We start from the raw sequence: 19,721 nt of genomic DNA, 5'->3' as shown, positions 1-19,721 counted from the left end.
CTTTCCTTTCTTATTTTCATAAAAAGTGCGGTCATTTTTTTACGTATTTTTTACCACTGAAAAGTTTGCATTAAATTCCGCCATTGCGCATCCAATCCTGCCTGAATCGTAATCGGAAGTTGAGTCATCGGATGAACAAAGGTTAATTTTTCCGCGTGTAACATTAAACGGGAACATCCGGTGTGCTCCGTTAAAGCACGATTTTGATGTAAATCACCATATTGTGTATCCCCTAAAATCGGGTGAAAAATATGCTTCATGTGACGACGTAACTGGTGTTTACGCCCCGTTTTCGGTACCAAACGCACCAAAGAATAACGGGAAGTGGCATAACGCCCTACATCGTAAGGCATTTCCACGGTCTGCAATCCTTCATAAAAAGTGACCGCACTTTGTGGCGCTTTATCCTGTTGAGAAAACTTATCGGCAATTTTATCTAACTGAATCTTTAGCGGATAATCAATTTCGCCATGCCCTGTCACATATCCTCTAACTACAGCTAAATACTGTTTTTCCGTTTGTTTTTGCTCAAACTGTAGGCATAACAAATTAGCTATTTCACTGTTTAAGGCAAAAAGCAAAACGCCGGATGTCGGACGATCTAATCGATGAATAGGATAAACCAGCTGCCCGATTTGATCGCGTAAGGTTTGCATAACAAATTGTGTTTCATGGCGATCAAGCCAACTGCGATGTACCAACATTCCCGCCGGTTTGTTTACGGCGACCAATACATCATCCTGATATAAAATCTCTAACATTGTTGTTGCAACAGCTTTTCAATTTCCATGATCGGGATTAATAATTCCGCTAAATAATCCTCTTCTTTCAAAGCCTCTTCCAAATAAGGGCTAATAGCGATTTGGCGCGGCAATGGCGCTTGGCTTTCTACCAAAGCGTGCATCCGCGGAATAAAAATCCATTGCAACCACTCCGTCGGATTCATCGTATCCAACGCAAAAGGTTGTTCGCTTAAAAAAGCCGCTTCTTGTGGCGGAACACTTTGCCACAACGCCAGACGTTCCATAGTATGCTGTAAATGTTGCAAATGTAATCGGGTTTGTTGATGCATAAAACACCTCATAAAAATAAACTCGCCATTGTAGAAGATTTCATGCTTTTGCGCCAGTTGAACAAATTTAGTGTAAAATTCGGTTTTTCATATTAACGTGATCTATTATGTATTTAATCGAAACCTTTTTTTCTCTTCAAAAAAGTGATTTTTCACTGGAAAAACAAGCCCATTGCGTCAATCAACTGATTGAGCAATGGCGTTATAACGGACAGATTATTGGACGTGAAATCCCGCAATTTATTGCCGAGCAGGAAAATCAACAAGGCTTGGCCGTGCGTGTGACTTGTCCCGAACAAACCTCATTATTGGCTGAATTTAACAATCAGCCGGTCACCCAAGCCCTTCTAGAAGCTGAAAAGTGCGGTGTGTTTTTCGAGAGTTTTCAAATCGTAGCGGAAGATCTCAATTCCGACATTACTGCGTCGGAAACACCTTCTTGGCAACTGCTCTACACGACCTATTTACAATCTTGCTCACCATTACATAGCGGTGATACTTTGCAACCGATTCCGTTGTATAAACAACTGAAAAACATACCGCACTTAGCAATGGACATCATTAAATGGCAAGAAAATTGGCAGGCGTGCGATCAGTTGCAAATGAATGGTTCCGTGTTAGAAAAAGAAGCATTGGAACAAATTAGCAGTACGGAAACTCATTTGTTTAAACATGGTTATCACTTAGCTCAAGAAATTACCCGCCACAGCGGCATCCCCACATACTATTATTTGTATCGAATCGGCGGTGAAAGCCGAGAAGCCGAATTACATTCCCATTGTCCATTATGCAAACGTGCGTGGACACTGAAGCAACCACTTTTTGACTTCTTATATTTTAAATGTGATCATTGCCGCCTCGTTTCCAATCTCTCATGGCACTGGCAATAAGGAATCCCATGCATTATCAAGATAAAAGCCTAAACGCCCTTAAACTCGGTCAACAAACAAAATATGCGGAAAAATATGACCGCACTTTATTACAACCCGTTCCGCGTCACTTAAACCGCGACATGCTGAACATTACAACAACTCAACCTTTTACCGTCGGTGCGGATATTTGGACGGCATACGAAATTTCGTGGCTTAACCCGAAAGGAGTTCCACAAGTGGCAATTGCCGATGTCAGCATTGATTTTCGTAGTGAAAATTTGATCGAATCAAAAAGCTTTAAACTTTATTTAAATAGCTTTAATCAAACCCGATTTGCCAATTTCAATGAGGTTCAGCAAATTTTGCAGCAGGATTTGCAAGATTGTGCTAAGGGTGAGGTGAAAGTGCGGTTAAATTCCTTAACGGATTATACTCAACAACCCATCGCTGCATTAGACGGTGACTGTATTGATGGGCAGGATATTGAAATTGAGGATTATGCGTTTAATGCAGAATTATTGAAAGATTGTACAAGCGACAGAATTGTAGAAGAAATGTTGGTCAGCCACTTACTCAAGTCTAACTGCCTTATTACCCAACAACCGGACTGGGGCAGTCTGCAAATTCATTATGTAGGCAAGCAAATCAACCATGAACAGCTATTGCGTTATATCATTTCCTTCCGTCAACATAACGAATTCCATGAGCAATGTGTCGAGCGTATTTTTTGCGATTTAATGCACTTCGCCGCACCGGAAAAACTCACTGTTTACGCACGCTATACCCGCCGCGGTGGCCTAGATATCAATCCTTATCGTTCAAATTTTGAGCCACTACCGCCAAATTTAAGATTGGCTCGTCAATAATAAAAGCAAAAGTGCGGTTAAAAAACGCTGTGGATTTTGACCGCACTTTTTGATTTATAATTTATAATTTTTCTTATCCAACCCATATTTTTTCATACGTAGGTAAAGTTTTTTTCTGGGAATATTTAGATGCTTAACCACATCATTAATTTTCCCCTGATAAAAAACCAGCGCATCTTCAATAAGTTGCTTTTCATATTGATTCAGTTTTTCATCTAACGAATTCATCTGAGCATCATTAAATACGGGAGGAACCGCCGAAGGAATATGAGAAAGTAAGCCGATTGCATAAAGTTCCGCGACGCTAATCAATTCTTTCACATTTCCGTGCCATTCTTTATTACGTAAACTTTGCAATATTTTTTTATCCGGCATTACGACGGATTTATTTAATCTCACACAAATATTTTTCACATAATGATTAAAAATATCAACTACATCAACAATATGTTTACGCAAAGGAAGCATTTCAATTTGAGTATAAATAAAAAAATAATAAAACTCGGCACTTATCTGCCGACAGCGAATTAATTCGTTAAGCTCGGTATTGCTCAGTAAAATTAAACGGAATTGACTCTCTTCATGATGTAGAACCTGAATTAAATATTGTTGTTCTTCATCAGGAAGATAATGCATATTCTTAATAATTAAAGTCCCTGATTTTGTTTCTTTAATTAACTCAATAATATTAATATTGTCATTTTGTTTACATTCGTGAAAAACCAGCGGCAATGTTTTTCGGTCACTTAATTTATGCAGATATGTGGCTGCCAAATGACGACCGGTGCCAATTTCTCCCCAAATAAAAACCGGTAAATTTGAATTTGCCAGTTTCTGTAATTGTTTTTTTAACTCGTTAATCCAAACACTGCTGCCAATAAAAACGTCATTAATTTTTTCCATTTGCCATTGGCGCTTTTCAATCACTCTTTTTCGTTTTTCTAAAGCCTTATCTACTTGAATCAGTAATTTTTCAGGAGAAACAGGTTTTTCAAAGAAATTTGTCGCCCCTTTCTTAACAGCTTCTACCGCCATGGGCACATCCCCATGGCCGGTAATCATAATCACCGGAATTTGGCTATCAATTTCAATCATTCGATCTAATACATCTAATCCGGAAATGCCCGGCAATAATACGTCGCAAATAACAACGCCATACCAATTTTCCGGGATTTGATGAATAACCTCTTTGGGTTCAGAAGTTGCAAATACAGAATAACCTTCTTGTTGTAATAAGTCGGCATACGATTCCAAAATATCAAAATCATCATCAATTAATAAGACATTATTCTGATAATTAACCATTATTCACCACCTTAAATTCCAAAATAATAAGCGCATTTTTTGTTAACGTGGAGGCTATTAATAACTCACCTTGGCATTGCTGCATAATAGATAAACTTATCGCCAACCCTAAACCCAAATTAATGGATTTACTACTGGAAAAAGGTTGTAATAATTTATCTGACAAAGGCCAACCGGAACCATTATCAGAAATCCACAATGTCATTTTCTGCTGTGATATATGTTGTACTTCTATTTTAATTTTCGGTTTTTCATGCTGTATGGCTTCCAGTGAGTTCAGAAAAACATTAACAAATACTTGCTCTAATAAAATTTCATCACCTAATACATTTGGTAGTTCACTAGGAAGATATACCTGTGCATTAAGATGCTTATGTTTTGGTTCGAGCAAATCCCAGGCATTATTTATACATTCCGATAAATTAACCTCATGCAATATATTTGTGGTTTGGCGGGAAAAATGGCGCAGCCTTTTCACCACCAACGCCGTACGTTCCACTAAATGTTCTATTTTCTCTAAATAATTATTTGCAGAAAAAACATCATTGTTTTTGACCGCTCTTTTTGCACTAAAAATATACGCATTCATTGCATTTAGCGGCTGTGTAATTTCATGGTGAATAGATGTTAAGGTTTGTCCTACCACCGCTAATTTTGCCGCTTGAATTAATTCTTGTTGTGTGCTGACCAGTTTTTCCTGGATTGCAATACGTTCACTAATTTCATTTAATAAAATTTGATTCCTTGTTTCTAATTCTTCATTTTTTGTATTAACCTCAAATAAAAACAATCGCAATAATTTTGCTATACGCCCTAATTCATCATCACCACAAACTGAAATTTTAACGGAGGAGTCGCCGTTAATAATTCCTTCAACAGATTGATTAAGAGATTGAAAACGCTCTATTAATCTCCGTCGAATATAATAAAAATTAATCGCTGCAACAAAAAGGACAACAAATAAAATGGCAGACAGAATAATCAAGCCATTTATTCTGGTAGTTTTATTTATTAAATAATGAAACAATTCTAATTGCTTTTGATTATCACCGACCTGACTATTAATTTGCAGCCTTAATTTTGACATGAGCAATTCACTTTCATGCATTAATTGCTGTTGGGAAATATCCAGCTTCTTTCTTTCGGTTAATAAATTAGGTAAAGATTGTTCATTTTCTCCGATGGTCAGCAAGGACTCAATAATTTGTTTAATCGTATAGCTTGAAGTATGGTTATCTAAAGACTTAACTTTTTGATCAATTAAATTCTTTAAATAATTAAGCGAATTTGTGAGAGCAACTAATGAATAATCAGAGCGGTTGACAATATGTTGTTTTAGTTCTGTGACAATTTGTTCTTCATAAGTAAGGAAATCATAAAGTAGCAATAATTCATACTGAAATTTTCTAAGTTGCTCAATCTGTTTAGATCTACTTAAATTATCCTTCAGATGGTTCGCTAATGTTGTTTGCTGCCAAATAATTTCCTGTAACAACGCCTTAAATTCATCGCAAAAATCATTATGCAACCAATTGATTTCAGATAATATTTTATTAAATTTCGTATTCAAGATTAATTGATTATCGATATTTGATGACAGTTCTTGCAGAAGATTGGCTTGTTTAATTACGATAGTGGGAATTTCATCATTCAAATCGTCATTTAATGATTGAGTCACGTCTTTGAGCGTTTTAATTTGTTTATGTAACGCATTAAACCATTTAATTTTTTCTTCCGTATTTCGAATATTCTTTGCATTTAGTAATGTATTTTCCAATACATTAATTTGCTCCTCCATGCGGAAAGCGGCTTGAATCTTTGGAAAATTTTGATCAATAGCAAAATCAATTTCTATGCGTTGCTGATGCCATGTATATAAACCGACTGCACCAATAAACAGACAAAACAACGCACTGATAATAAGCGATAGTTGTAAACCTGTGCTGATATCTAAGCGTTTAAACCATTTTTTCATAATTTTTCTACTGCATCGACAAATCGCATTTGCTGTAACATGAAAAATTGTTGCCAATCCAGTAACGCCTCATTTGAATTAAACGTTTCCAAATAATTCTCGTCAGCCGCCTGCTTTTCCGTTACTGGAAGTGCGGTCAAAAATTTCCGCAATTCCGGTAATGTATGTCCTGCTTGTTGTTCTTTTTGATACAGAATTTTCCAGTTTTCTTGAATTTGAGCTAAACGGTGAATAATCTGATGCTCAAACATCAGTTTAACCACGTCCTGACGTTTTAACATCAGCTGATAATCAATCGTCGGTTGGGAAAATAAAAATTGTTGGGCTGCATATAGCGGATGGGATTTGGCTAACGGAATAATCGGATATTTTCCCATTTTGCTGTGATACAACGTGCTTTGCCCCGAATTACTTAAGAGAAAATGGATAAATGCCGATGCCTGGCGGCTATTGGCACTATTTGTTGTTATTGCGATAAACGTCGGTGAAACCGGGAAATTCGGAAAATATTTAAACATCAAAGCGGAATGCGGATCCGCATTGTAATGTGTGAGCAAATTTGCGTAATTATCAATGGTAATCCCTGCAGCACCTAACCCAGCCTGAACTTTATCAACGACACCAAAACTACGGGAAGAAATGGTTCCGACATTTGCCATAATTTGATGAATTAACGCCCAACCTTGCTGCCACCCTTGTTTCTGTAATAACGCCTCAATCATAATGTGCGTCGTATCGGAACGGCTCGGACTACTCATAATAACCAATCCCTGCAAATTAGGAGAAATAAGCCCTGACCAGTCGGTGGGAACATCCACTTCTGCATTTTCCAGCAGTGATACATTAGACAAAATCCCATACCCCGATAGTGAAAATGCTACGGTTGTTTTTTGTAAAATCTCCGGTACGAATTTTTTTCCCTGGCTAAATTTATCCGGCAAAGCAGCCAATCGTTGTTTTTCCTGCAAATGATAAAACAGCATAGGAGAGGAACTTAAAACAAGATCAATATTATCGTTTTTTTCATCATCAAATAACTTATTTAACGAGTTGCTTGTTCTGTTTAGCATTCTTATCGGGGCAGCATTCGGTTGTTTTTCCCACTCGGTAATTAAGTAAGATAGCGATTCCGGTGAAAATGTCGTACCGATGACCAATTCATTGCCATATACTCTTCCGAAACAGGATAACGCCATGATCAGCACCACAAGCAGAGAATTAAAATAACCTCGTTTTAGCCCCGACATATAAATCACCTATACGAAATATGTTGAATAAAATGATTCTAACCTTGAATTCCACTCAAATTCTATAAAATACCAATCCATTCATATTTTTTGTGATCCATTTCAAATAATTAAAATTTGGTTATTCTCGATATTTTGAGTTACTCATGGCAATTTTCTTAGGTCATATTTCCGATAATGTCCATAAATGAGTCAAAACAGCTTAAGCAAAAGGCTATATTTGAGTCAAAAATGCCTCATTTCTATTCTTTGAGTCCACTTTTCTTATTTTGTATTAGTGCTATTGTACTTTTGAATTTCACTTTCTGTTCAGTGAATCGCTCGTCAAGCAGTACCTCTCATACACTCACATCGATAAATTAAGGAATTGATTATGAATAAGAAATTCACCTCAGGCTTAATTGCACTCAGTTTAGGACTTTCCATCAGCGGCATAGCTGTCGCCCAAGACAAACTCATCGTTTACACCTCAATGAAAGAATCCCTCATTGGGGCGTTAAAAACCAAGTTCAATGAAAAATATCCGGACATCGCTATGGACTACCAATCTGCCGGCGCAGGTAAATTGATGGCGAAAATTGCCGCAGAAAAAGAATCAGGACAAATTATGGCGGATGTTATCTGGACCAGTGAAGTGCCTGATTTCTTTCATATGAAAGAAAGTGGTATGTTAGAGACCTATGTTTCATCGGAAGTAGGAAATATTATTAACCCAATTCCGGACTTTGATGGTTCCTTTACGCCAATTCGTTTGGGAACATTAGGCATCGCCTATAACACCCGTTTTGTGAAAAAAGATCCACCGTCACAATGGGCTGATGTTCTCACACCGCAATTTAAAGGCGCATTTGGTATTGCTAACCCGGCTCTTTCAGGTACGTCTTATATGAGCGTATCGTTGCTAAAATCTACTTTCGGTTGGGAATACTTTGAAAAATTAAAAGAAAATAAAGCCAAAATCGGTAAAGGTGCCGGTCAGGTAATCGATGACACTGCTTCAGGCGACTTATTGGCATCATTAGCCGTGGATTACATCACTAATGATAAGATTAGAAAAGGAGCCTCTTTAAAACTCGCTTATCCGAAAGAAATGTTGGTCATTCCTAGCCCGGCAGCCATTATGAAAGGTACAAAAAATCTTTCTAGCGCCCAAAAATTTATTGATTTCTTACTTTCCGAAGATGCACAAAAAATCATTGCTCATGAAGGTACTTTACCGGTAAGAAAAGGAATTGAACCAAACCCTGAATTCGGTTTGCCATCCGCTGAAGAAGCAATGAGCCGAGCAATTCCGATTGATTATAAGAGTGTTATCGCCTCCAAAGAAGAAACCGTAAAAAAATTCACCCAAATTCTGCAAGGTCGTAATTAAACCGCTTGAAGGACGTGCTTTATGGCAACAATTACATTTGAAAATATTTCCAAAGCATTCGGCTCCCATCAAGTGTTAAAAAATTTGTCGTTAACTGTAAAAGACGGTGAATGCTTTACCTTACTAGGCCCTTCCGGTTGTGGAAAAACCGTTTTATTACGCCTCTTGGCTGGATTTGATGTACCGGATTCTGGGCGGATTCTAATTGACGATACTGTTGTCAGTGATCCGGCTGAACATATTGATATTCAGCCGGATCAGCGTGGTTTAGGCGTAGTTTTTCAGGACTACGCCGTATGGCCACATATGACGGTATTTGACAATATCGCTTATCCGTTAAAATTCAAAAATCTGGATAAAGAAACCCTTCGTGCACAAGTCATGGAGGTTGTAGAGTTAGTGAATTTAACCGGTTTGGAACAACGCATGCCATCGCAATTATCAGGAGGTCAACAACAACGAGTTGCCTTAGCGAGAGCATTAGTTGCCAAACCGTCACTAATGTTACTGGATGAACCGCTAAATAATCTGGATGCCAATTTGCGCGAAGAAATGCGCTTTGAAATTAAAGAGTTACAGAAAAAACTCGGCATTACCATTATGTACGTCACCCACGATCAGGAAATCGCTTTAGCGATTTCCGATCGCTTGGCAATTATGGCAACTGACGGTTCTATTGAACAAGTTGGCACGCCTTGGGAAATCTATGAAAAATCTGCCAATGAAACCGTATTTAAATTTATGGGCTTGGCGAATTTTATTCCGGTACGTTACGAGCAAGGTCAACATCTTGTCGGTCAAGGCAGCCAAGCAATTCTCTGGAATGATTTGCCACAAGAATCCGGTAAATTCGGCTGTCGCCCGTCGGATATTATTCTCAGCAAACAAGGAGAAGGATTACACGCCAAAGTGGTGCGTGCCAGTTTTCTCGGCGCAGTAATGGATTATATGTTGGAAATCGACGGCGTAACGCTCCGTACAGAAGTTCCAACTAATAAAGCATTACAACAAAATTTAATGTTTACGGAGGGAGAAAGCTGTTATGTGAATTTCCATGATTTGCTTTGGTTCCCGAATACAACGGATTCGGCAAGGGGGTAAGTATGGCCGTAATAACAAATAAAAGTCCGTTCAATATCGCCAATGCCATTCTTGCTCTATCCATTGGGATTTTAGTTATCGTTGTTGCCGTACCGGTACTGTTAATTTTCATCAACTCTTTCTGGGTTGACGGGCAATTTAACATTACCGATGTAGTACAAATTCTCAAACAGCAGGAAACCTATGAAGCATTATTGAATTCTTTATTCATCGCTTCAGGCGTAACAATCATGAGTACCTGTGTAGGCACATTTTTCGCTTGGTTGGTAACCAGAACGGATCTGCCTTATAAAGGCTTTATGAAAGTTATGTTTTTAGTGCCGTTCATGTTACCTTCATTTATTGGCGCACTTGCTTGGAAAATGCTACTTTCACCACGTGCAGGTTATATAAACCAATTCTTCATGGATACATTAGGCTTTGAAGAACCGGTATTTAACATTTACAGCTACGCCGGCATTATGGCAGTGGAAACCATGTATTTGTTCCCGTTCGTATTCATTCAAGTGTGCGGTGCGTTGGAGCGCATGGACCCTACCTTAGAAGAGTCCGCCCGCATTTCCGGTGCCAGCCTGTTCACGATTACCCGTAAAATCACGATCCCGTTGGTTATGCCGAGTATCGTTTCCGGTGCATTATTGATTATGCTCTACTCCATGGCGCACTTCGGTACAGTGGCTGTATTAGGTATTGAAAACGGCATTTTCAATATCCCAACCTTAATTTACGAACGAATTCACCAAAGTGCGGGTAGTTTTGATGCCATTCGTACAGGTACGGTACTGGCAACCGTGTTAGTGGTTACCGCAGCCTTTATCATTTGGCTACAAAATAAAGTGTTAAATCGCGGACGTTTCCAAATCATTGCCGGTAAAAGTTTCCGACCGGTAGAAGTAAAGCTAAGAGGCTTGCGCATGCCGTTATTAATTATTTGCCTACTTTATATCGCTTTCACCATCGTATTGCCAACAGCGACAATTTTCTTAGTGGGCGGCTTAAAAACTTACGGCTTACCGATCACTTGGGAAAATCTCACCATGGAAAACTACAAGTTTATCCTATTTGAATGGCAACTGACCAAAGACGCCATCCGCAATAGTGTTTCCCTAGGTTTAGCCGCTGCTATAATTACCATGTTTGCCGGGGTGATGATCTCTTACGTTATCGTCAAAATGCGGGTCAGAGGTAAAGGCATTTTGGAATTCCTTGGTATGCTTCCATTCTCCGTTCCGGGTTCCGTTATCGCCTTAGGGGTGATTCTGGCATGGAGTGGCAAATTCGGTATTAACCTCTACAATACTGTCTGGATTATCCTCATCGCCTACATTGCTCGTTATATGGCGTTCTCGTTGAAAGCCAATTCTGCAGCCTTGGAACAAGTGCATGATTCCTTAGTAGAAGCTGCTCGTGCTTGTGGGGCAAGTATGTGGCAATCGTTGAAAGACATCGTCATTCCGTTGGTCAGACCGGGCATGATTGCCGCTTTCTTCTTGATTTTCTTACCTGCACTACGCGAATTAACGGTCTCCGTTATGCTGTACGGACCTTCTACCCGAACCATCGGGGTTGCCATTTATACTTTAAATGAAGATGGTGAAACCGTTTATTCCGCTGCACTGGCAGGCATTGCGTTAATTATTATCGTGGTAGGTCAAACCGTGATAAAACGTTATGCTGAAAAGAAAACGCAGAAATAGCCGAATATTAAGGAGAATAAGATGAGTTATATTCAACTAAATAACGTCATGAAAAAATTCGGCGATGTGATAGCAATTCCCGATCTAAATCTGTCCATTGAAAAAGGAGAATGCTTTTCTATGTTAGGACCATCCGGTTGCGGAAAAACCACAACGTTACGCATGATTGCCGGCTTTGAGGATTTAGATGCCGGCGAAATTAAAGTAGGTGATAAAGTGCTTTCTTCCAAAGCCACCAACTTTTATTTACCACCGGAAAAACGTCATTTCGGCATGGTGTTCCAAGCCTTTGCTGTGTGGCCGCATATGTCGGTATACGATAATGTAGCGTTTCCGCTAACGCTGAAGAAATTATCCAAGCAGGAAATTGAAAAACGTACGACCGATGCCTTAAGGCATACTAATTTGCTGGACGTAGCTTCCAAAAGCCCTGATGATCTGTCTGGTGGTGGGAAACAACGGGTTGCATTGGCACGAGCCTTAGCCCTAAACCCGGATGTGATGTTGTTGGATGAACCGTTATCCAGCCTGGATCCTCACTTAAGAGAGGAAATGCGATTTGAAATCAAAGAGTTGCAGCGTAAATTTGGTTTTAGCATTATTTACGTAACTCACGACCAATCGGAAGCCATGGCATTATCTGATCGAATTATGGTGATGAAAAAAGGCATGATTGAACAAATTGATACGCCACTTAATATTTACAATAATCCGATCAATAAATTTGTGTTTAATTTTATTGGCTTATCCAATCAGTTAAACGTCAATTTATCCGCGCAAGGCGTTAAAATTGATCACTGTGAGGGTGTATTCGACATTCAACCGCCACCACCTACCGAATTACTGGCACAAGGCAAAGCCTTATTGGCAAGTCGCCCGTCAGAAATTGAATTCGTCAATCAAGGCGGAATTCCCGGCATCGTGAAACGCCGTTCTTACTTAGGTGAGGTCATTGATTATAGCGTTCATATCGGTGATCAAGAACTGCGCGTACAAAAAGGACGGCGTGATCCGTTGTTAAACGAAGGCGAATCATGCCAGATTCAGTTTAGCAAACTGCATTGGTATCCCGCCGAATAAAAACGTTTGTAAAAATGACCGCACTTTTGTGAACGATAAGCCAAAAGTGCGGTGTAAATTTTAACTGTTTTTAACCTATCAAAGTGCGGCTAAAAAACGCTGTGGATTTTGACCGCACTTTTCGCGCTCTAAATTCTTGTTACATCAAACTTGGTTAAATCAATTTTATCTTCCGTGCCATAAAACTTAGCTAAGGCTTGACGGAGGGTTTCAGCACGTTTCGGTAGCCCTTTAGTCGCATAAGTTTTAACTTGTTCATACACCGCCAGCTTAAAAGGTTGGGTATCGCCCGGTTGGCCGTTAAGGTTATCGGAACTGGCAAAATAGCGGAAATTGGCTGCCGTGGCGAGGATCCATTCAAGCGCTTGCGGTTTGACTTCTACTTTTTCAAATAAGCGCTGTTGCTCTTCTGTTCTCCCATCAGGTTCATACCAATAACCGAAATCTTCTAATTTACGCCGTTCCTTGCCGGCAACCAACCAGTGCGCAATCTCGTGTAATCCGCTACTGTAAAATCCGCGAGCAAAATAGATGGCGTTGTAAGGACAATCCTCATTTGCCGGCACATATAGCGGTTCATCTCCGCCTTTGATCAATTTAGTGTTGTATTCCTGTTCAAAACATTGATTGAAAATTGCAATTAAATCTTCGATTTTGTGTTCCAGTTCCATTTTGTCTCCAAAAAAATAAAACCCACTTCAAAAAGTGGGTTGTGATAATAAAGCCTTTCTAACAAAGGAGAAAGGCTTTTTAATTAGCATTATAAAGATTCGGAATCGGTATCTTTTTCAACCGCACTTTGTGTATCTTTTGTAGATTCCCGATCTTCTGTTTTTGGCGTTTCGGCTTTTGGTTGTTGCGGCTGCGCCTTATTGCCATTGTCTCTCGGCTCTTCCCAACCTGATGGCGGAGTCACCGGTTCACGATTCATAAGTTGTTTAATTTGCTCTTCTTCGATAGTTTCATATTTTACTAAAGCATCTTTCATGGCATGTAAAATATCCATATTATCGATCAGAATTTGTCTTGCACGCTCATAGTTACGGTTAACAATTGCGCGAACCTCTTCGTCAATCACGTGAGCCGTTTCATCGGACATATGTTTTGCTTTCGCCATTGAACGACCGAGGAAAACTTCACCATCATCTTCTGTATAAAGAATTGGGCCAAGTTTATCGGAGAAACCCCATTGGGTGACCATATTGCGCGCAATATTGGTTGCCACTTTAATGTCGTTAGACGCACCGGTGGAAATATTTTCCTCACCGTAAATTAAGTCTTCTGCTAAACGTCCCGCATACAATGTAGAAAGTTTACTTTCCAATTGTTTTTGGCTGATACTCACTTGATCGCCTTCCGGTAGGAAGAAAGTTACCCCTAAGGCACGTCCGCGCGGAATAATTGTGACTTTATGCACAGGGTCATGTTCCGGCACCAAATAACCAACGATAGCATGTCCCGCTTCGTGATATGCGGTGGACTCTTTTTGCTTATCGGTCATAATCATGGTACGACGTTCAGGTCCCATGTTGATTTTATCTTTGGCTTTTTCAAACTCGACCATGGTAACGATACGCTTGTTGGTACGTGCAGCAAATAACGCTGCTTCATTCACTAAGTTGGCCAAATCCGCACCTGAATAACCCGGCGTTCCACGCGCTAATGTCATGGCATCCACATCCGGTCCTATCGGCACTTTACGCATGTGCACTTTTAAGATTTGCTCACGGCCTCTAACATCAGGCAAACCAACAACAACTTGGCGGTCAAAACGTCCCGGACGGGTTAATGCCGGGTCAAGAACATCAGGACGGTTAGTCGCTGCGATGACGATCACACCTTCGTTGCCTTCAAAACCATCCATCTCAACCAACATTTGGTTTAAGGTTTGTTCACGCTCATCGTGGCCGCCTCCAAGACCAGCACCACGTTGGCGACCTACAGCATCAATTTCATCAATGAAAATCAAACAAGGCGCATTTTTTTTCGCTTGTTCGAACATATCACGCACACGAGACGCACCAACACCAACGAACATTTCTACGAAGTCAGAACCTGAGATGGTAAAGAAAGGCACTTTTGCTTCCCCGGCAATGGCTTTAGCCAATAAAGTTTTACCGGTTCCCGGAGGGCCAACCATTAAAATCCCTTTTGGAATTTTACCGCCAAGATTTTGGAATTTTTTTGGCTCACGCAAGAAATCAACAATTTCAGCCACTTCTTCTTTTGCTTCATCACAACCGGCTACATCAGCAAAAGTGGTTTTAATTTGTTCTTGTGTCATCATGCGGGCGCGACTTTTACCAAAGCTCATAGCCTTGCCGCCACCGCCTTGCATTTGGCGCATAAAGAAAACCCAAACGCCGATTAATAACAACATCGGGAACCAAGAAATCAGAATTTGAGATAACAATCCTCTTCTTTCCGGTGGTGTACCTTCTATCTTAATTTTTTTCTTCAATAAATCATTTAAAAGGTCTTTATCTTCCAACGGAATAATTGTCGTATATCTGGCGCCATCACCTTTGGTCACTAAAATCTCGTTATCTTCAAACTTCACTTGACGAACCTGATTATTTTCAATATCTGAAATAAATGTTGTATAGTCCGTCACTCCTCCGTTGGAAGCTGCATTAAAACTTTGATATGCAGTCATCATCACAACTGCAACAACCACCCAAAGAATTAAATTTTTTACCATGTCGTTCAAGGTATTACCCCATTCATAAAGTTAACAAAATGTTGCAAGATTACTATATTTATCACTAAAGTTAAAGTTATCAAACTAATTACTTTTATTGCTAACCCATTTAGCTAAAACTTATACCCGCTTGCTACGATATAGACTTCCCGAGAGCGATCTCGAGAGGCTTCAGGTTTCCGAACTTTCACTACACTAAACAGAGAGCGAATCTCTTTTAAGTATTCATCAAAACCTTCACCCTGAAAAACTTTTACTACAAAACTTCCTTTATTGGCGAGAACTTGTTTACACATATCCAGTGCCAATTCCACCAGATACATCGCTCGCGGAATATCTACCGATGGCATTCCGCTGAAATTCGGCGCCATATCGGACATCACAACATCCACCTTATCTTCTCCCACTCGCTCCAATAAGGTATTCAGCACATTTTCATCACGAAAATCACCTTGTAGAAAATCTACTCCGACAATAGGATCCATTTCCAAAATATCACAAGCGATAACCCGTCCGTTATGACCGATTTGGCTCACCACATACTGTGACCAACCGCCCGGTGCGGCGCCAAGATCAACCACGGTCATGCCGGGTTTAAATAAACGGTCAGTTTGTTGGATTTCATCAAGTTTAAAATATGCGCGGGAACGCAATTTTTGCTTATGCGCTTTTTGTACAAAAGGATCTTTAAAATGTTCGTTTAACCAGCGGGTAGAACTCGCCGAGCGTTTTTTTTTGCCCATAACTTGTCTTGTGTATCGTAATGTCGTTGTATATGAAGGCTCAAGCTTTACTTTTCAAGCCTTAAATCATAATTAATAAAAAATCCACCTTCCTTCAATTTGCGACAGAAAGGTGGCTTAAATCAGAATGACGCTTATTGTAGCAACTAAAGTGCGGTCTATAAAACGATCGTTTTATTTTTATAAACAAAAATCCGATCGTGCAACGCTAAATCTAAGGCGCGGCTTAATACTGTTTTTTCCACATCACGCCCTGCTTTCATCATAGCTTCAGCACTGTAAGTATGATCAACATTAATCACATTTTGCATAATAATCGGACCTTGATCCAACTCATTATTAATAAAGTGCGCCGTTGCACCAATAATCTTGACACCGCGCTCATATGCCTGCTGATAAGGTTTAGCACCAATAAAAGCCGGCAAGAATGAGTGGTGAATATTGATAACACGGTTAGGATAGCGTGCCACAAATTTTGGATTCAACACTCGCATATACTTCGCAAGAACAATGTAATCTGGTGCAAATTCATCAATTTTTTCTGCCAATAATTGATCATGCTGCTCACGGGTTAAATCTTGATGGCTAATACAAAAGAAAGGAATATCAAAGCGCTCTGCCAGACTACGCAATGTGTTATGGTTACCTATTACTGCAGCGATGTCTACATCTAAACCGCCATAGTAATTTTTCATTAAAATATCGCCTAAACAATGCGCTTCCTTGGTGACCAAAATAACGATCCGTTTACGTTTTGTACTAATTAAGCGACAGTTTGTTTTTTCTGGTAGGCTAAAATTTAAATCCGTCAGTAATGTTTCTTCATTAAAAATGCCTTGTAGTTCCGTACGCATAAAGAAATGTTTGGTTTCGAAATCAACAAATTCATTATTATGAATAATATTTAGTTGATGCTTGTAACAAATATTTGTGATTTTAGAGATCAGGCCTTTATCATCCGGGCAGTCAGTGAGTAATATTTTATTTTCAATCATAAGCTTCTATCATATTGATAAAAAAAGAAAACCCATAAAAATGGGTTTCTTTGTGAAAGCGCAAGAAGTAATTAAATTTCAAAAGAAGATAGGGATTTACCTTTATCCAATTGTACTTGAATAGCTTTTGGTGTTCTACCTTGACCTGTCCAAGTTTTAACCACCCCATTTTCATCAACATATTGATATTTTGCCGGACGGGATTCTCTTTTCTTACGAACAACGTCAGAGCCTAAAATTTCGGCTAATTCATCTGCCGTAATACCTTCTTGTTTTAACAATTCTTTATATTTTGCAATACGCTCTTGACGCTCGTTTTCTTCCTGTTGAACTTTTAATAGCTCCTCTTTTTTCTCAGCTACAACTAATTGAACTTTTTCTAAAATACCTTCCAACTGTTCTAGGGGTAATTCACGGGCAATGACACGTAAACTACGAATATTGTTTAATACTTTTAACACATCAGTCATTAATTTCTCTCCTCTCTATATGTACACTGATTAACATGAACGCGGGTTATAATAAACAAATTATAGGGTAAGGTAAATACGATTTTTTTCACCATAAACAATTTGCAATTTTATAGACAATTATTATTGGCATTAGTGCTTTTTTATTGTAGTCTTATGCCATCCTACGTATGTAGAGGTGCAAATGTTATAAGTATATTTTCAGAGTGGATAACGATGAAGAAAATTGAAAGGAACATTTGCCGAAATCGATTAAAAGTCATTTTAATCGGTTGGTGGCGTATTCGAAAGAACCGTCACTGTCATAGTATATTTACAACTATGGAGCGCTACTGGTTAGGTTAGGTCTTATTTTACCTACCTTTTTTTAAATCATTTCTAATACTATTTTAAATATTTAAAGTCAGTGGTTCTCCCTTTATTTAGGTAGAACAACATTATGGAACTCATAAACTATTCCACTTCAATTTGGTCGATACTGCCACCGGTGCTTGCCCTGTTGCTTGCCATTGTGACACGTAAGGTATTACTTTCTTTGAGTATCGGTATTCTGGTCGGAGCAGCTATGTTGGCTGATTTTAACCCGCTTAATACCCTCATTTATTTAAAAAATAATGTTTCATCCCTATTCGTTAAAGATGACGGATTAAATACAAATAATATAAATATCCTAATTTTCTTATTATTGCTCGGTGTTTTAACCGCACTTTTAAGTATGTCGGGCAGTAACCGCGCTTTTGCCGAATGGGCACAACGACATATTAAAGACCGTCGCGGTGCAAAATTGGTTGCCGCCTCTTTGGTATTTATCACCTTTATTGATGATTATTTCCACAGTCTAGCCGTAGGCGCCATTGCCCGTCCTATTACCGATAAATTCAAAGTCTCCCGTGCTAAATTAGCCTATATTTTAGATTCCACCGCCGCACCGATGTGTGTTTTAATGCCGGTATCCAGTTGGGGAGCTTACATCATCACCTTAATTGCAGGCTTATTAGCCACCTATTCCATCACCGGATATTCACCTATTGGTGCTTTCATGGCAATGAGCGCGATGAACTATTACGCTATTTTCTCCATTTTTATGGTGTTCTTCGTAGCCTATTTTTCTTTTGATATTGGCTCCATGGCAAGACATGAAAGACTGGCTTTAGAAGCAAATAATACAGAAGAAGAAAAACTTTCCGGTGTTAACGGTCATGTGCGTAATCTCGTATTACCTATTTTAACGCTTATCATTGTCACTGTTTCTGCCATGATGTATACCGGCAACGAAGCCTTGGCTGCCGATGGTAAACCGTTTAGTGTATTAGGCGCATTTGAAAACACCACCGTAGGTATCTCTCTTGTTGTCGGCGGTTTAAGTGCGGTCGTTATGGCGTCTATTTGTATTGCGGCAGATCGCCTAGTCAGCGTTCAAGAATATATCAAAGGTTGGTTACTTGGCATGAAATCCATGCTTGGCGCGATTTTAATTTTATTCTTCGCATGGACGATTAATAATGTGGTCAGTGACGTACAAACCGGTGCTTATTTGGCGTCTCTAGTTTCCGACACGTTACCATTGGCTTTATTACCTGCACTACTCTTTATCTTGGCTGCGATCATGGCCTTTTCCACAGGGACTAGCTGGGGAACATTCGGCATTATGTTGCCAATTGCTGCTGCCATCGCCGCTCACGCAGCGGCAGGCTCGGTAGAACTTATGTTGCCATGTTTATCTGCCGTTATGGCGGGTGCCGTATGTGGCGACCACTGTTCACCGGTATCCGATACCACCATCTTATCTTCAACCGGTGCAAAATGTGACCACATGGATCATGTAACATCACAGTTACCTTATGCCGTAACGGTTGCAATTGCAAGTATCGCAGGCTATATCGTTGTTGGCCTAACTTACTCCGGTATCTTAGGATTTATTACCACCGGCGTAGTATTAGCCTTATTAGTGTTTATCTTTAAGAAACGCTAAATTGTGATCTAACGCACAAAAATTAAATTCAAAAGATTATTTTGTATATTTTATAAAATGCGACATAAAGTCGCATTTTTTATGATTAAAGATTAAAAAAATTTATAAAATATCGTCTAAAACAATTTAACAGGATTTTATATCACAAAATTAGCTAAAACATGTGTTTCCACAATAAATTATTAATAGACAAATAAACTCTTTTCCGTTAAAACTACTGCACGGTGAATCACAAATGCAAAGTTCACTCTGT

17 protein-coding genes and 1 riboswitch are annotated in these 19,721 nt (G+C 39.3%); of the genes, 7 read left to right on the top strand and 10 right to left on the bottom strand.

The window, feature by feature from the left end; translation table 11 throughout:
• Positions 1-50: 50 nt before the first annotated feature.
• A complete protein-coding gene (gene truC / locus DK428_RS00345) occupies positions 51-761 on the bottom strand; it encodes a tRNA pseudouridine(65) synthase TruC (protein WP_109063983.1) in 711 nt (236 codons plus the stop codon).
• A complete protein-coding gene (locus tag DK428_RS00340; RefSeq protein ID WP_005700578.1) occupies positions 755-1,072 on the bottom strand; it encodes a YqcC family protein in 318 nt (105 codons plus the stop codon). The genes truC and DK428_RS00340 overlap by 7 nt, the downstream gene beginning before the upstream one ends.
• Before the next feature lie 107 nt (positions 1,073-1,179).
• Between DK428_RS00340 and DK428_RS00335 the strand changes: the two genes are divergently transcribed.
• Together DK428_RS00335 and queF are read left to right on the top strand one after the other, a co-directional pair.
• Positions 1,180-1,962 carry a Zn-ribbon-containing protein gene (locus DK428_RS00335; RefSeq protein WP_109063982.1) on the top strand — a complete coding sequence of 261 codons (783 nt, stop codon included), beginning with the start codon at positions 1,180-1,182 and terminating at the stop codon, positions 1,960-1,962.
• An 8-nt stretch (positions 1,963-1,970) separates the two neighbouring features.
• Positions 1,971-2,810 carry an NADPH-dependent 7-cyano-7-deazaguanine reductase QueF gene (gene queF / locus DK428_RS00330; protein WP_109063981.1) on the top strand — a complete coding sequence of 280 codons (840 nt, stop codon included), beginning with the start codon at positions 1,971-1,973 and terminating at the stop codon, positions 2,808-2,810.
• A gap of 54 nt (positions 2,811-2,864) precedes the next feature.
• On the opposite strand, the gene DK428_RS00325 is transcribed toward queF, so the two are convergent.
• Genes DK428_RS00325 through DK428_RS00315 form a run of 3 tightly spaced genes read right to left on the bottom strand, consistent with a single transcriptional unit; the run spans position 2,865 to position 7,337 of the window.
• Entirely contained in the window at positions 2,865-4,115 is a 1,251-nt protein-coding gene (locus tag DK428_RS00325; protein WP_109063980.1) for a sigma-54-dependent transcriptional regulator, read from the bottom strand.
• Positions 4,108-6,090, bottom strand: coding sequence for an ATP-binding protein (locus DK428_RS00320; RefSeq protein ID WP_109063979.1), 1,983 nt, complete (start codon positions 6,088-6,090; stop codon positions 4,108-4,110). The genes DK428_RS00325 and DK428_RS00320 overlap by 8 nt, the downstream gene beginning before the upstream one ends.
• Positions 6,087-7,337: an ABC transporter substrate-binding protein gene (locus DK428_RS00315; RefSeq protein ID WP_109063978.1), complete on the bottom strand. Its 1,251-nt coding sequence runs from the start codon at positions 7,335-7,337 to the stop codon at positions 6,087-6,089. The genes DK428_RS00320 and DK428_RS00315 overlap by 4 nt, the downstream gene beginning before the upstream one ends.
• Before the next feature lie 373 nt (positions 7,338-7,710).
• Here DK428_RS00315 and DK428_RS00310 point away from each other — a divergent pair, with 373 nt between their 5' ends.
• The 4 genes from DK428_RS00310 to DK428_RS00295 are packed head-to-tail and all read left to right on the top strand — an operon-like array spanning position 7,711 to position 12,587.
• The gene (locus DK428_RS00310) at positions 7,711-8,709 is read left to right on the top strand and encodes an ABC transporter substrate-binding protein (protein ID WP_109063977.1); all 999 of its coding nucleotides are present in this window, start codon (positions 7,711-7,713) and stop codon (positions 8,707-8,709) included.
• 21 nt (positions 8,710-8,730) lie between these two features.
• Complete coding sequence (locus tag DK428_RS00305) at positions 8,731-9,810, top strand: ABC transporter ATP-binding protein (RefSeq protein ID WP_109063976.1); 1,080 nt, start codon at positions 8,731-8,733, stop codon at positions 9,808-9,810.
• A 2-nt stretch (positions 9,811-9,812) separates the two neighbouring features.
• The gene (locus tag DK428_RS00300) at positions 9,813-11,507 is read left to right on the top strand and encodes an ABC transporter permease (protein ID WP_109063975.1); all 1,695 of its coding nucleotides are present in this window, start codon (positions 9,813-9,815) and stop codon (positions 11,505-11,507) included.
• A 21-nt stretch (positions 11,508-11,528) separates the two neighbouring features.
• Positions 11,529-12,587, top strand: coding sequence for an ABC transporter ATP-binding protein (locus DK428_RS00295; protein WP_109063974.1), 1,059 nt, complete (start codon positions 11,529-11,531; stop codon positions 12,585-12,587).
• Positions 12,588-12,715: 128 nt separating this feature from the next.
• On the opposite strand, the gene DK428_RS00290 is transcribed toward DK428_RS00295, so the two are convergent.
• The 5 genes from DK428_RS00290 to DK428_RS00270 form a co-directional block, all read right to left on the bottom strand.
• Positions 12,716-13,252 (bottom strand): elongation factor P hydroxylase, encoded by a 537-nt coding sequence (locus DK428_RS00290; RefSeq protein WP_109064131.1) that lies wholly within the window; start codon positions 13,250-13,252, stop codon positions 12,716-12,718.
• Between the two features lie 95 nt (positions 13,253-13,347).
• A complete protein-coding gene (gene ftsH, locus DK428_RS00285) occupies positions 13,348-15,288 on the bottom strand; it encodes an ATP-dependent zinc metalloprotease FtsH (protein ID WP_109063973.1) in 1,941 nt (646 codons plus the stop codon).
• Between the two features lie 113 nt (positions 15,289-15,401).
• Positions 15,402-16,031 carry a 23S rRNA (uridine(2552)-2'-O)-methyltransferase RlmE gene (gene rlmE / locus DK428_RS00280; RefSeq protein WP_109063972.1) on the bottom strand — a complete coding sequence of 210 codons (630 nt, stop codon included), beginning with the start codon at positions 16,029-16,031 and terminating at the stop codon, positions 15,402-15,404.
• Between the two features lie 158 nt (positions 16,032-16,189).
• Positions 16,190-17,026, bottom strand: coding sequence for a formyltetrahydrofolate deformylase (gene purU, locus DK428_RS00275; protein ID WP_109063971.1), 837 nt, complete (start codon positions 17,024-17,026; stop codon positions 16,190-16,192).
• Between the two features lie 71 nt (positions 17,027-17,097).
• Complete coding sequence (locus DK428_RS00270; RefSeq protein WP_109063970.1) at positions 17,098-17,496, bottom strand: H-NS family histone-like protein; 399 nt, start codon at positions 17,494-17,496, stop codon at positions 17,098-17,100.
• A 165-nt stretch (positions 17,497-17,661) separates the two neighbouring features.
• A riboswitch (Lysine riboswitch) is annotated at positions 17,662-17,836 on the top strand.
• A gap of 99 nt (positions 17,837-17,935) precedes the next feature.
• Between DK428_RS00270 and DK428_RS00265 the strand changes: the two genes are divergently transcribed.
• A complete protein-coding gene (locus DK428_RS00265; protein WP_109063969.1) occupies positions 17,936-19,468 on the top strand; it encodes a Na+/H+ antiporter NhaC family protein in 1,533 nt (510 codons plus the stop codon).
• The last annotated feature ends 253 nt before the right edge of the window (positions 19,469-19,721 follow it).

This window comes from Aggregatibacter kilianii, from assembly GCF_003130255.1.
Classification (GTDB): Bacteria; Pseudomonadota; Gammaproteobacteria; order Enterobacterales; family Pasteurellaceae; genus Aggregatibacter; species Aggregatibacter kilianii.
The sequence above is the reverse complement of the archived record's forward strand: the minus strand, read 5'-3'. Positions and strand labels throughout refer to the sequence as shown.

Bases quoted from the DNA above. Each gene is read 5' to 3' on its own strand.
- truC (WP_109063983.1), bottom strand. From the start codon at position 761: ATGTTAGAGATTTTATATCAGGATGATGTATTGGTCGCCGTAAACAAA.
- DK428_RS00340 (WP_005700578.1), bottom strand. From the start codon at position 1,072: ATGCATCAACAAACCCGATTACATTTGCAACATTTACAGCATACTATG.
- DK428_RS00335 (WP_109063982.1), top strand. From the start codon at position 1,180: ATGTATTTAATCGAAACCTTTTTTTCTCTTCAAAAAAGTGATTTTTCA.
- queF (WP_109063981.1), top strand. From the start codon at position 1,971: ATGCATTATCAAGATAAAAGCCTAAACGCCCTTAAACTCGGTCAACAA.
- DK428_RS00325 (WP_109063980.1), bottom strand. From the start codon at position 4,115: ATGGTTAATTATCAGAATAATGTCTTATTAATTGATGATGATTTTGAT.
- DK428_RS00320 (WP_109063979.1), bottom strand. From the start codon at position 6,090: ATGAAAAAATGGTTTAAACGCTTAGATATCAGCACAGGTTTACAACTA.
- DK428_RS00315 (WP_109063978.1), bottom strand. From the start codon at position 7,337: ATGTCGGGGCTAAAACGAGGTTATTTTAATTCTCTGCTTGTGGTGCTG.
- DK428_RS00310 (WP_109063977.1), top strand. From the start codon at position 7,711: ATGAATAAGAAATTCACCTCAGGCTTAATTGCACTCAGTTTAGGACTT.
- DK428_RS00305 (WP_109063976.1), top strand. From the start codon at position 8,731: ATGGCAACAATTACATTTGAAAATATTTCCAAAGCATTCGGCTCCCAT.
- DK428_RS00300 (WP_109063975.1), top strand. From the start codon at position 9,813: ATGGCCGTAATAACAAATAAAAGTCCGTTCAATATCGCCAATGCCATT.
- DK428_RS00295 (WP_109063974.1), top strand. From the start codon at position 11,529: ATGAGTTATATTCAACTAAATAACGTCATGAAAAAATTCGGCGATGTG.
- ftsH (WP_109063973.1), bottom strand. From the start codon at position 15,288: ATGGTAAAAAATTTAATTCTTTGGGTGGTTGTTGCAGTTGTGATGATG.
- rlmE (WP_109063972.1), bottom strand. From the start codon at position 16,031: ATGGGCAAAAAAAAACGCTCGGCGAGTTCTACCCGCTGGTTAAACGAA.
- purU (WP_109063971.1), bottom strand. From the start codon at position 17,026: ATGATTGAAAATAAAATATTACTCACTGACTGCCCGGATGATAAAGGC.
- DK428_RS00270 (WP_109063970.1), bottom strand. From the start codon at position 17,496: ATGACTGATGTGTTAAAAGTATTAAACAATATTCGTAGTTTACGTGTC.
- DK428_RS00265 (WP_109063969.1), top strand. From the start codon at position 17,936: ATGGAACTCATAAACTATTCCACTTCAATTTGGTCGATACTGCCACCG.